General features: G+C 62.0%; 9 protein-coding genes. 2 read left to right on the top strand and 7 right to left on the bottom strand.

Going from position 1 to position 12720, the window contains the following annotated elements; all coding sequences use genetic code 11:
• The first annotated feature begins 130 nt into the window (after positions 1-130).
• The gene (locus tag L1F06_RS13135; protein ID WP_065985188.1) at positions 131-469 is read left to right on the top strand and encodes a DUF4880 domain-containing protein; all 339 of its coding nucleotides are present in this window, start codon (positions 131-133) and stop codon (positions 467-469) included.
• A gap of 122 nt (positions 470-591) precedes the next feature.
• Here L1F06_RS13135 and mobH read toward each other — a convergent pair whose 3' ends face one another.
• Entirely contained in the window at positions 592-2436 is a 1845-nt protein-coding gene (gene mobH / locus L1F06_RS13130; protein ID WP_065985189.1) for a MobH family relaxase, read from the bottom strand.
• 370 nt (positions 2437-2806) lie between these two features.
• Here mobH and L1F06_RS13125 point away from each other — a divergent pair, with 370 nt between their 5' ends.
• Positions 2807-3034: a hypothetical protein gene (locus L1F06_RS13125; RefSeq protein WP_065985190.1), complete on the top strand. Its 228-nt coding sequence runs from the start codon at positions 2807-2809 to the stop codon at positions 3032-3034.
• Between the two features lie 224 nt (positions 3035-3258).
• On the opposite strand, the gene L1F06_RS13120 is transcribed toward L1F06_RS13125, so the two are convergent.
• From L1F06_RS13120 to L1F06_RS13095, 6 genes are all read right to left on the bottom strand, one after another.
• Complete coding sequence (locus L1F06_RS13120) at positions 3259-3726, bottom strand: hypothetical protein (protein ID WP_065985191.1); 468 nt, start codon at positions 3724-3726, stop codon at positions 3259-3261.
• 412 nt (positions 3727-4138) lie between these two features.
• The gene (locus tag L1F06_RS13115) at positions 4139-5176 is read right to left on the bottom strand and encodes a hypothetical protein (protein ID WP_065985192.1); all 1038 of its coding nucleotides are present in this window, start codon (positions 5174-5176) and stop codon (positions 4139-4141) included.
• Between the two features lie 3 nt (positions 5177-5179).
• Complete coding sequence (locus L1F06_RS13110) at positions 5180-6358, bottom strand: MFS transporter (protein WP_065985193.1); 1179 nt, start codon at positions 6356-6358, stop codon at positions 5180-5182.
• On the bottom strand, positions 6355-7575 hold the full coding sequence (locus L1F06_RS13105) for an acyl-CoA dehydrogenase family protein (protein ID WP_065985194.1): 1221 nt from the start codon (positions 7573-7575) through the stop codon (positions 6355-6357). Before L1F06_RS13105 ends, L1F06_RS13110 begins: the two co-directional genes overlap by 4 nt.
• A gap of 169 nt (positions 7576-7744) precedes the next feature.
• The gene (gene pigE / locus L1F06_RS13100; RefSeq protein ID WP_065985195.1) at positions 7745-10264 is read right to left on the bottom strand and encodes a prodigiosin MAP biosynthesis aminotransferase PigE; all 2520 of its coding nucleotides are present in this window, start codon (positions 10262-10264) and stop codon (positions 7745-7747) included.
• Between the two features lie 7 nt (positions 10265-10271).
• Positions 10272-12656 carry a decarboxylase gene (locus L1F06_RS13095; RefSeq protein WP_065985196.1) on the bottom strand — a complete coding sequence of 795 codons (2385 nt, stop codon included), beginning with the start codon at positions 12654-12656 and terminating at the stop codon, positions 10272-10274.
• Positions 12657-12720: the final 64 nt, after the last annotated feature.

The following is a 12720-nucleotide window of genomic DNA, read 5'->3' as shown; positions in this document are numbered from 1 at the left end:
TGTGCGAGGGGGAAGTGGCGCTTGATTGTAAATGAGAAGCAGTGTCGAATAAAGCAGTCGTACTACCAGGCGATATGGGTACACTGGCGGCATCGGTGGATAGGTGTTTGTTGCTTGAGGAGGCCTGAGCATGTTCCGACGCGCTTCTCCGAAGGAGGCCATCGTGAAGCAGGCGGCACGGTGGTATGTGTTGTTGCGCGACGAGGATGCGACGGAGGAAGACCGCCAGGCCTGGGCACGTTGGCTCGCGCAGAGCGACCAGCACCGTGAGGTCTGGAGCTCCATGGAGCAGATGGTGCAGAGCTTCGCGCCTCTGCAGGGTGATGGTAAGCGCGAGCTTGCTGTCCGCGTACTGCGGGACGTCCACTCCAGGCATATGGGGCGCCGCAAGGCGCTGATTGCGATCGGTGTCGTCGTAGCCACGGCTGCAGGCGGGCTCGGCCTGGCCGTCAACCAGAAAAATCGCTGACTGGGCGCAGGCGTTGCTCGCCCGGGGGCTGACTACAGCACCTCAGCGGGCGAAATTCGTACCTTCGCCCTGCAAGACGATAGTCACGTCTGGCTCGATTCTGCTGGATGTCCTCGGTGCCATCAGGGGGAAGGGGAGGATGCGCGAGAGAGCTGCAGGTAAGGGTTATCGGGAGGCGCATCCTCGAACAGATCGCGGGGGTCATTCAGCAGATAGCCATGCAGTCGTCGCGACTTGCGCGGCCCCGTCACGTCGCATGTCCAGATGTTCTGGCCGTTGTCGTGCTTGCGGTGCAGTTGCAGTCTCTCGAAGCGTTTTTGCACCCACTGCCAATCTGCCATCTGATCCTGCTTGGCGAATGCTGCTGTGTGCGGGTGTTCTTGTGCGTAGCGTTGGAACACCCCCGGGCTGACCAGAAAGGCTGTGCCGGACACAGTATGCACCAGGGCCTTTGCGTCATTGATGATGAGCTTGCGACCTTGGATGCGCTGCCGCAGCCAGGCCATGAAATGTTCGCCGGAGGGTGGTTCCCGCAAGTTGTCGCCCCCTGCGGTGGAAGAAAGAACAAGGGGCGGTGGTGACGTTGAATCGCTCTCTTGAGAAGGTGCAGATGGTTCATCGACGTAGGTTGCTGGTGACGGTTCAACTTCCGGCCCCTGTGGGGGCTGTTCGGTATCAGAGGCACCGAGCAGTGCCAGCAGGGCATCGACGCTGTCGGCCGCAGGGGCAGCAGGTTGTGCAGGTGCGGCGTTCGCCGCCGGTGAGGTGTTACCGCTATCGGCAGATGGTGTGGCGGATGGTTCGGCGGGGGTGTCGCTGGGCTCCGCCTCTATCACGACGGTGCCGGTGAACGACTCTGGCCGATCGTCACCTTCCCAGATCAGGGCCGGGGCCAGCCGTAGCAGGGTGAATGTGTGTGACCAGCCGGCCTCGCTGGTGACCGTCGCCCGCCAGATCGCCTTGCCGTCAGGGGTGGGCTGGAGCATGCCATGGTCTTGCAACACGTTGAAGACGGCAGTGTTGTTCGCGGGGATGCCATCGATGCCCTGTGCCAGCAGGTGCGCGCGCAGTTTGTCCGAAACAGTCTTGCTGACGAGCCACAGAGAGTCCTGCGTCAGCCAGCCGTCCGACGCCTGGGGCTGGTTGAGTTTCAGCTCTTCTTTCAGCAAGTAGCGCAGACCATCGAGTAGCTTGCGCTGCAGCGCGTGTTTCGGGGCCGCCATAGCGCGTGCGGGATCACCGCCGAGTGCTTGGGCGACCGAGGCGCGGTCGGCCTGCATCACCAGCTCGCCGAGGACGCCGGCGTGTTCGTACTGGCCAGCCAGGACGTACAGCAGTGCGGACCAAAGCGGAGGAAAAGTGCTGAGCCAGTCGAGAATCTCGCCATCGAGTACCTGTCGATACAGCAAGCCCGTGGCCGCGCTGTGCAGCCGGTACTCGCGATCCTGCCGGTAGCGGAATCGGTAGGGGTGGGTCAGCGGGCCGTGCCAGGGGTGCCAAACGCTGCCGTCGGCATGTTCGACATGCAGATCGACGGCGACTTTGCCGATGTCATGCAGCAGTGCGGCGTATGCCATGGCGGCGGTCCAGGCTTCCGCCTGCACTACCTGGTCCTCGGGTGTAGTGCCGGTGGGCAGCAGGTACGATTGCCGCAGCTTGAGCGCATACGCGACGATTTCCAGGCCATGATCCAGCATCCCTCCTGGATACGCATGATGATGAGCTTCCGAGGCAGGAAATTGCTGAACCAGCTCGGCATAGCGTTGCAAGGGGGCCAGATAGAGCGAGGCGAAATGCTTGCGTGAGAGCGAGGTGCGCTGCCAGATGTGTTCCAGCAGGCGTTGACGACGAGGGGTGGACAGCAGGGAGGCGGCCGACTCCGGTCGAATCAGCCCTTTGCCCTTGTCTCCGGCTTGGGGAGGGAGTGTCGCCAGCGAGAAGCGTTTTCGTTGGAACAGAGCAAGCATCGATGGCTCCTGGAGTTGCTGAAGCGAGGGGCCTTTTCCTTTTCCGGATAGACCCGTTTCCCTTGAGGCCCCATTCCCTTCTTCCCTTGCTGGAACCCTTTGAATAGCGGGTACGACCTGTCCTCCGCGAGCGTCAATGCGGTGTGGGTGATATCCCTTTACACCGATGATTGCCTCGTTAAATGAGAATTTGTATTGTTTGTCTCTGGCTGTGCGTTGGTGCCAGAGGGGCCGCCAGACGTGCGTTTGAAGATCACATGTCATGGCGAGCCATAGGGCAGGTGCTTGTACCTGGCAGGTTTTCCCCCTGCGGGTCGCCACCACTAAAATCTCAAGGTGGTGGTTATCACCACGTCCACGGAGGGTGGATATGGACACCAGAATCTACTCTGAAAAGGCGTATGAACTCATTCTGGCGGGCATGACCGAGTGCAGTACGATCGAGGCTCAGTGCATGCTGCTCGACGCTGTAGTCTGCCAGTGCGCCCTGTTTACCCGGGTCTTGGGGGGCGAGCAGATGTTCCTTGATCTGCTGGAGCGCTTGAAGCTCATCGGCCTCGACATGGCTGATGCTGAGATGCCTCTGACCCATCACTGATGCCGGCAACTGCGCGGGAACGGTAAGGCACACGTTTCCATCGCGCGTTCAGCAGAAAGTCACTGCAGCCCAACGACCCGGTACAAGCTGGCCCAGCAGCTTCCGTGAGCCGCAGGGTGGTGAGCCGGGCAGCCACCTCACCTGATTGAGTCGCAGGCCGGCTGACCTTGCTGCAACACGCGCGGAGTCGGCAATAGACTCCGCGCGCGTGCAGTGATCAGACTTCAGCAGATCTTGAATCCTCCGCAATCCCGCAGGAACGCTTCGAACTCGCGTACGTTCTCGGCCGAGAACGGGTAGTGCGTCGCGAAGTGCGGCCTATGGCCAGTGCTTTCGCAGCTGTTGCATGGCCATGTGCCTGGGCCACGGTGCGGTGGTTCTGCACGCTTGCCTGTGCCACTACAGATGGTGCAAGGCTCATCGGGAAGCGCTGCGAGGAAGCCTGCGTAATCCTGCGCGTACTGCTCCACTTCGCCGGCCGCCAGCGCGGCGGCCAGTCGGTTGGCCAGTTCGAGCGAGGCCGGGCCGTCGAGACCCCAGCCATCATTGAAATGGCCGAGGTTGCTTTGTGGGATGAGGTCGGGGGCGAGGCGTTCGCAGTACTCCCACAAGGGATGCCACCACCACACGTTGCTGCGGAAATATTCGCCGCGTTCAGAGGCAGGGGATTGTCCGAAAACGTCCATACCCATGGTTCTATGCTCCTGGAGGTCAGGGAGCATCCATCTGGGAGAAACGGGCAGGCGTTGTCGCCCATAGGTCGGGATGAGAGATGGATGCTCCGGTGGGAAATAGGGCATCCAGGCCGGCAGGGCATGTGATGCCCCGCTAGGGAGAACAGCAAGATCCGAAGCTCGTCGTGGAAATTCGTCGAGTCGCAGCTACGCCAGGGGTGGCGGCGGATGGAGCTGCAAGGGTGTCGCTTGACGTGGCGACGCACGGGCTCGCAGCTGGCGAACCAACAGCGCGAATTAGTGAAACAGTTGGAGCCGCGTCATGGGTACGGGGAATGCGGTAAAACCCACCACCGGAATGTTGAGGCCAGCGTCAAGCGCATTTGCCAGCGATGCGAATCCCGCGGTGCGGCAAGATTGCTGAACTGCTTTACAGGCTAAGCAGGCTTTCAAGCAAGAAGAAGGTCGCGCAGGCCGACTCAACCAATTGTTCGTCATCCGGGCCCACACGATAAAGATGACCAACAAACTGTCCCGTCTCGGCGATGTTACTGGCATCAAGTACTGAAGAGACTTGCGTATGCGCCTGCTGGTACAGCCAATGCTGACCCGGGATGAACTGCGACAGATTGAGCATGGCGATTGCCGAGATCACTTGCGCGGATAGATCCTGCGGCGGGACGTGCGACCCTGTTATTTCTGCATTCTGGCGGGAGCCTCCCCAGCGTTCGGTCCAGTAGGCGCAAGCCTGCAAAGCCGGATGCCGATAGGCTTCTCCGTACAGCCGAACCGCTTCAGCCATGCCCAGCATGGCCCAGGCCTGCCCGCGCGGCCAGCTCCCGGCCTCTTCCTGCTGCACGCCGTCACCGGCATCCAGAACGACATTGGTTCGCCAGGCACCGTGGTCGGTTGCGAGGTGGCGAAGGCAGGTCTGCAAATGCTGGTGCGCCTGCGTGCTTCCTTTCGGACCGCCATAACCCTGCAGCAGTGCCAGCGTCGGTGCCAGCGCGTCGACATTGAGCGTGCGCGTTCCAGGTTCGCCGGCACCCATGCCTGAACCGGACGTCCAGCCACCCAAGGCGGGGTCAAAGCTCGCGGAGATGGCGAGGGCCGCATGACCGGCAAGCTGCTGAGACATATGGTTCTTGCCGAATTTCTGGTGACCGATGGCCGCGCCATACCAGAAAACGAAACTGCGATTGATCGATGGCTCACGCAGCAACAGTTGAAGTTGTGCCGACCAGGCTTCTGCCAGCGCACGGTCGTCGGCACCGCGTGTATAGGCGGCGCGCCGCCACCATAGCCCGGCCCAGAAGCCACCCAGCCAAGAGCCCCTTCTCGATAGCGTCCATTGTGCGGCGGTGCCGGGACGGAACAAAGGGAAACGATCGCCGCATTGCGCTGCAATTTCATCCATTCGCTTGAAGATCGCGTGGATGGCAGTTTGCTGGAGGTTCTTTCCTTGCATGGGTCATTGCCTATGGCGCATGTACAGCAACAGCAGGCACAGAAGGCCGCCTGCGAGCAAAATACCGATCAGGCCCAGCCAGGCGCTTGCGAAGCCCTCCGAGTGGGCCAGGAGCCACCCGAATGCAGGCGGGCCAAGGGCGAAGCCGCCGAAGAACCCAACCGACAGCATGCCCGCCGAGGTGGCCGCTCCGCCAAATCGCTCATCGCGCAACAGCATGCTCATGGCGATCGCATTGCTGGCGACCACGCTCAGGCCCATTCCCATCACGCCCAGCCAGAGTGGCCAGTGCTGATGGGCGTTGGCCTGGCGCATGACCGCCAACGCCAGGCCTGCGAGCACGAACAGCACACCGAGCAGAATGGTTTCGTCCTTCAGCTTGTCGGCGAGTGGCGTCAGCAGCACCCGGGACAGAATCCCCATGACGCCAAAGCAACTGACCATGGCTCCGATGGCGCTGGCCGATACGCCCATTTGATCGGCATGGACCCCGAGAAAGGTCATGAATGAGGACAGCGCCAGACCGGCGCAAAGCTGAATGGCCATCAGCATCGACAGCCAGGCATTGGGTGCGCGCACGCGCAGGGGCTGACGTGGCGCTGCCGCTGATTTGGCCGGTACCCAGCGGCTTACCAAGGCGGCCATGAGCAATGCCACGGGCACCCAGGTTGCCAGCGCGCCACGCCATCCCCACAGCAGCACCAGGGGCGGCAGCGCCACGCCGGCCAGCAATGCGGAGGCTTGGACGCCTGATTGCTTCAGACCGACGACACCGGCTTTGCGGGCTACGGGTACGCCATGAGCGATGGCCTGATTGGTGGCCGGGTTGGCCAATGACTGGGCAATGCCGCAAAACAGCAATGCCGTGATCAGTCCGCCGAATCCAGGCAGGATCGCCATCAGCGAGAAGGACAAACCCACCAGCAGGAACATGCTGACCAGCCCCGCGCGAGTCCCCATGCGCTGAACCAGAGTGCCTGCCCAGGGCGACAGCACGGCGGCGAGTCCGAAGGTGCTGGCGGTCAGCCAGCCCAACTGCTGGCGGGAGATCGCCAAGTCGGCAATCAAATGCGGGCCGAGGATGCCGATGGCATAGAAGATCATCATCGGCATGCCCATCGCCATCAGCAGCAGCACGGACAGCCCCGCCAACGACGCAGGACGTTGGGTTTCAGCGTTCATTCCGCAGCCTTGGGTATGTGCAGGGAAGGGGAGGCTGGATCGAACAGAGCGCCAGGCGCGGTCGCTGCCAGCAACTGTCGACCGATGGTGCTGATCAGCGCATCGTCGGCACCGTCCAGAATATGCGTGGTCTTGGCGCCCCGGTAGATACCGGCGAGCGGTGTCCACTCGCCCAGCCCCTCGGCCCCCATGATCTGGATGGCGCTGTCGGCAGCCTCGCTCACGGCATCCGACGCGGCCAGTTTCGCCAGGTTGACTTCGATGCTGTTGCTGACGCCCGCATCGAACTTGCCTGCGGCGTCAAGTAGCAGGCCCCGTGCCGCGGCGATGCTGCGATACACCTTGTAGACCCGCGCCCGTGCCAGCTGTTTGTCCGCCAGCCTTGCCAGTTGGCCCTTGGGCGAGTGAATGCGCTGGCACATCAGCTCGAAGCAGCGTTGCGCCTGGCCCAGCCAATGCGCCGAACGCAGCAATCGCCCCAATCCCAACCGCTCCTGCATCAGCGCGATGCCCTGGCCGGGCAGGCCCAAGACGTGATCCTGTGGAACCTGCACGTCATGCAAGGCCAGCTCGGCCTGGCCTTGCCAGCGTCCGAGCAAAGACAGCGGCCGCACCACTTCGAACCCCGGAGTATCGGTCGGCACCACGATCATGGAGAGGGACTGTGTCACCGATCCTTCGGCGGTGCGTGCCACCACGGTCGCGAAATTCGCGACCTGGGAACGGCAGATGAACCACTTGCGCCCGCTGACATGCCAACGCCCATCCCGCAGTTCGGCCCGACAGGTCATCGTCGCGGGAATCGAGCCGATGCTTTCCGGCTCCGACATGGCGTAGCTGGAAATGGCCTCACCTCGCACCAGTGGTTGGAGGAAACGCTCCTTGACAGCAGGGCTGGCGTGGCGCTTGAGCATATGGGCATCGAGTGTTGCATCGGCACCCAGAATGCCCGGCGCATATTCCGAACGCCCTTCCTGCTCTGCCACCTGGATGTAATCAACCAGGCTGGCGAGTCGCCCGTTATGCTCCTGCGGATAGAACGTGCCGAACACGCCTGAAGCCCTGGCCAACTGCGTCAGCTCCCGCGTCAGTGCCTTGGCTTCATCATTCTCCGCGGCCAGACGAGTTTCGTGGGGTAGGATCTGCTCGTCGACAAACTGGCGCACACGACGCGCCAGTGCCATCGCCGGCGATGCGGCTGTTAACACGTTGCTCATTGCGAATATCTCCATGTTTCCAGTGCCGTGCTCTGCACAGGCGCGGCAATGCCGGCGCGCTGGCTGCGGTCTGCGGCGTATGAGGTGGCCCAGGTCATGCCTTTGACGGGCAGCGTCATCGCCTGGGGTGTTGCGGTTGACCTACCGCATGCACTGCTGATCGATGAGCTCATGACTCAAAGGTCGAGAGGTCCTCGCAGACCTCGCCCAATGCCTGGATGAAGCGATCGGCTTCTGCCTGCGACAGAACCAGCGGCGGCTGAATCCGCATGACACGGCTGTTGTTGGCCGTCACGAAGGTCAGGATGCCGTGCTCCTGGGACAGCTTGGTCATGATGCGCAGCACGAACATGTCTGCCAGCGTGGACTCCAGCTCGCGCATGGCCGCTTCCAGGTGTTCGCGGGCCTTGCTGGGCATCATGCGGTAGGTCGCTGCGGCCTTGGCGGGCATCCGGCTGGTCATATCGCGCACGAAGGCTTCAATGCCATCCGAGACATCGTTCTGGAACTCGATGGCGATCATCAGGCCCCGCCCGCGAACCTCCTTGATGAAGTAGTGCTTGCGGGCCAACTCCTCCAGCCCTTGTCGCAGGTGCGCGCCAACCAGAGCGGCATTGCCGGGCAGGTCCTCGTGCTCGATCACGTCCAGCGCAGCCATGGCGGCGGCTGCCGCAAAGTTCCCGCCGCCGAACGTCGAGGTATGCAATGCGAATCGGTCGATATTGCCGTACGCGCACTGCCAGACTTCTTTCGATGACAGCGTTGCGCCAATGGGCACCAGACCACCCGACAGCGATTTGGCGAGCACCAGAATATCGGGCGAGACATCTTCCCACTGGCAGGCGAACATCTTGCCGGTACGGCCGAGCCCGGTCTGGATTTCGTCGAGAACCCAGAGGCATTCATGCTCGGTGCACAGATCCCTTACGACCCTGAGATAGCCATCAGGAGCCATGGTGACACCACCTTCACCCTGGATCGGCTCCATGATGAAGGCCGCGACGTCCCCCTTGAGCAGCCGGTCTCGCAAGGCGGAAACATCGGCGAAAGGAATTTCCTCACAGCGCGGCAGCAACGGTTCGAACACCTTGCGGTGCTTCTCGCGTCCCGTCACGGACAGGGCGCCCAACGTCTTGCCGTGATAGCCATTGGTGCAATAGAGCAGCGTGGGTTTGTCGCTGGCGGCCAAGGCCAGCTTCAATGCCGCCTCCATGGCCTCGGTTCCCGAGTTGCTCAGGAACACGCGCTCCAGTCCGGCTGGAGCCAGCTCGGCCAGACGTTTGGCCAGCAGACTGGCATGCAGCGGCGCAGACAGATACTGCACGAAGGTGGGATGCTGCTGAGTGAGGAAATCCTGCAGCCTGGCAGCTATCGCTGGATGGTTGTGGCCCGTGTTGAGGCAGCCGTATCCCGCCACGAAATCCAGGTACCGGCGGCCATCCAGATCCGTCAGCCAGCAGCCTTGGCCATGATTGAAGACGCGCTCGACATGATTGAACTCATAGAATTCGCGCAGAATGGGGTTTATGTGCGTACCGAAGCAACGCAGCACTTCCGAGCGAAGCGCCTGGGAGCCGGCGTTCAAGTCGTGGACGGCTGCTGGCGGCCTGGCGCCGTGGAAGCGGCGCAGTTCATGGAGCCGTACCTCATCCACCGATTCGCCACGGCTCGCCATGGGGTGAGGCAGAAATCCATGCCGCTCTGCGATGCGGCCGATCTCGAGCACCTTGTCAGCGGGCAGTTCTCGGCCGATGGAGAATGGCTCGGCGCGGCCCTCCAGGGCGAGGATCATGGTTTCGGCCAGGCAGCCGTTGAGATTGCGCTTGGGCCCCAGACCCAAGGCCATGGCCCCAAAGTTCACCGCTTCGGTCGCCGATACCAGCCCGCCATCGATGACCAGAATGTCGTCGCGTTTTTCCCAACCGGGCTGCATATCCTTTGGCAGGGCTGCATCCACGACCACGCTACCGCAAGCCAGCCGCCGAGGATCGATGACTCCACCGCTGGAGGTTGCGGCGACGAACAGCCGAACCTGCTCATAGCAATCCTCCAGACCGGCATGCAGCGTAACCTGTCGATGAAATGGCGATGGCAGGTACTCCAGCAAAGTGTCGACCTGCTGTTTTCCCCCACGATGCACCAGTCGCAAGCGGCAGCCCAATGGTGCCAGCAGGCAGACGATGGCCAGCGCAATCGAACCGGGATACCCGAGCACGGCGACCTCTGCTTTTTCTGGCGGAATTTCCAGCGCGGACAGTACGTCCAGCAGATTCATATAGGCGGCATACGCGGTCAGCGAGTTGCCTGTCGTCACCGGGATCTGCGTGCGCTCCAGTGTCTGCAGGCCGCGATTGCCAACGATGGACGTGAAGCCACCCAGCCCTACGAGCTCCGCTCCCTGACCCTTGAGCGCATTGACGCCTTCGACGACGCGCTCGGCAATGCGCCTTGGCTGACTCAGCATCTGCTCGGCCGTCAACGGCATGAACTGCAAGATGCCTTCACATTGCGCACCGCTGGCGCTCACGATGCGCGTGAACTCAATGAACGGAACCAGATTGCGGCGGCGCCAGCGATCGGCGTCGTAGCCACTGGCCTGTTCTTCGAGCATACGACCCGCCATATCGATCAGTTTGACCTGATGCAGCAAGTCCTTGGATGTGGGATGGGCGATAAAACCGAATTTCATAATGTGTTCACTCTCCATGAGTACGCAGGCGGCTCCAGGACCCTTCCGAGATCAGGCTCAAGCCATCGCCCTCCGAGTTATGCCCAAGCCAGACATCGAAGAAATTGACGCGCCGCGGGGCCATCAAGGCCTCGCCCAGCAGCTCCGGGCAGAACCGCCGGATAACGCGCCGATGAACCGTCACATCGTCTTCGGCGTGCTCGACGGGTTCCTCCTTCCATTGCGTCAACGGCACGTTGACCTGGCTGCAGCCATTCAGCGTGTAGCGTTTGTCCAGGTAGGTCTGGATCATGGAAAGCACGCCGTTGCTCAGATAGAAAACGGTGACGTTGCCACCACGCCCAGCCACGCCGCGGATCGAAGAGCCAACCAGGCGCTGTTCCACATTCGGCGCTATTGCGCGAGCGCCATCACCGATGAACGCGAGCACATTGCGTTCGTTCTTCAGGGCGATGTAGGGCAGCGACATCAGGCCGTCCCCCATCAAGGCCCGGCCGTACCAGCCGGAGAAACCGGGATCGGTGCGTGCCACGTTGCGCAGTGCCGACAGACCGCAACGGCCAACGTCGTAGACCCCGGTATAGCGATAGCCTTGCGACTCGATCAGATCGACCACCAGACACCCCAATTGGTGGAAGAAGTAATTGGGGGTCATCGGCATCGTCTCGATCAGATCGCTTGGCTGAGCCGCCGGCAGCTTCTGCAATTGTTCGAGGTTCGCCCGACGCCGATGCAGCACGGCGTCGTCCACCAGCAGGCGTGGTTCCAGATAGTTCAGGAAGTCCGTCAAGCGGACGTCCAGCCCCAGCAGGGTGAATGGCGATAGGTGTGCCTTGTTGCAGTTGACCTGGCCGATGCGGAAGTTGCGCTTGAGCTTGCCTTCCGAATACGGGGTAGCGGATTGCTCCACCTTGCCCTTGAGGAAAAAGAGCCAGGGAGTGCCTTCCTCGCTGGTGTTCTGCGCTTCCAGGAATTCATAGACCGCGCGGTTGAATCCATACATGGACAGCGGCCCCAGATAGTTCGGCACCGGCACGCCTTCGCGGAAAGCGGGCACGCTGCCCGGATGAATGATGCTGTCCACCAGGGCGATGCCGGCTTTTTCAGCCAGGCGCAGAACCTGACTCCGCTCGTCCGGCGTGAGTCGGCCGCAATGCCACAGCACCCGGGCATTGTCGTGGTTGATTGCGGCCACGGCATGATCCAGCCGTTCGCATTGCGCGGAAGAAAGCGTCGTTGCCTGGGAGGAGGGGCGCTGAACCACGATTGCCGGGATTTTCGCCTGCGACTCCAGCACGTTCTGCGTGGCCAAGACAAAGGTTGGAGCGGGGCGTTCATCGAGCGCCTGGAAGGCGCTCGCAAGGCAAGTCGGCATGTCATCGGGCGTGCGCATGAATCCATGCCACAAGCCGCGCGCGGCAATGACCGCATGTCCGTTGCCGTCGGCGTCGAGCGTGCCCTGGAATGGATACCAGACCGTTTCCGGGGAGTCGGCGCAGACAATGATGCCAGGGGCCGCCGCACGCTTGAGGTTGGCCAGAGTCCCACGCGCTTCGTCGATCATGCCGGAGGTCATGGCGATCACATAGGCACGGCCATACAGCTGCCAGCCGGCCAGCGCGCTCACGGCCAACGAGTGTTCGTTGTTGCCAGTCAGACAGCGGTTTTCCGTCCCCTGCAGCAGGGTCTTCATCGAGTCGATGAAGCCGGCCACCATGGAACCCGTGTAGAAATGGAAGTCCCATTGATTGCCCCAGCGTTCGCTCATGAGCTGATGAATCTGTTGTGCCAGTGTCACCTGGCCGTCGGCTTTCTGGTTCGCGCGAGCGAGCATGCGACTGAAATGGGCGTGCTCCAGATGATCCAGAATCAGCCGGAGGATATCGGCGCGGCGTTGCCACGGATTGGAATGAGGCACTCGCACCAGGCGGTTGCCGCCCAGGCGGCACATCCACTTGCCCAGAACCTTCTCCTCGCACAGCAGCATTGCGGAGCAGGGGGAGGGCCGGGTCGGTGGCGTTTGCAGGGTCAGCGGCAGGAAGGGGTCGTCATCGAGAGGCTCCTCATGCCGCGTATCGAGCAATACGCACTCGACTGGGGATAACGTCCGATCGCCAGCCGACAGGGCCTGGCGGGCTGTTGCCAGCGAGTTGAAGCACCGCGAAAACAAGGCGGGCAGCTTGTCCTGGCGTTGTGAGCGCAAGTATCGACAGGCCTGCGCGAAGAGCTGGCAATAGGGGAAGCACTCCTCGTCCGATGGCACATCGAATGGCGTATCGGTATTGCCATTGAGCAAGCCGTTCACGCTTTCCAGCACCATGTCCAAGTCCAGTGCCAATTGCTTATCCTGGCTGACCAGGAAGATTCCGATAGTCCGTCTCTCTTGCTGCATATGCCCGCATCCTCTCTGGCTTGCTGCTGGTGGCACTGCCCGTTCCGGCGGGCTTCCGACGACT

Origin of the sequence: Pseudomonas hydrolytica, from assembly GCF_021495345.1 — a bacterium.
In the GTDB taxonomy this organism is placed as follows: domain Bacteria; phylum Pseudomonadota; class Gammaproteobacteria; order Pseudomonadales; family Pseudomonadaceae; genus Aquipseudomonas; species Aquipseudomonas hydrolytica.
Note: the sequence above shows the minus strand (reverse complement) of the source record. Positions and strands in the feature narration are given on the sequence as shown.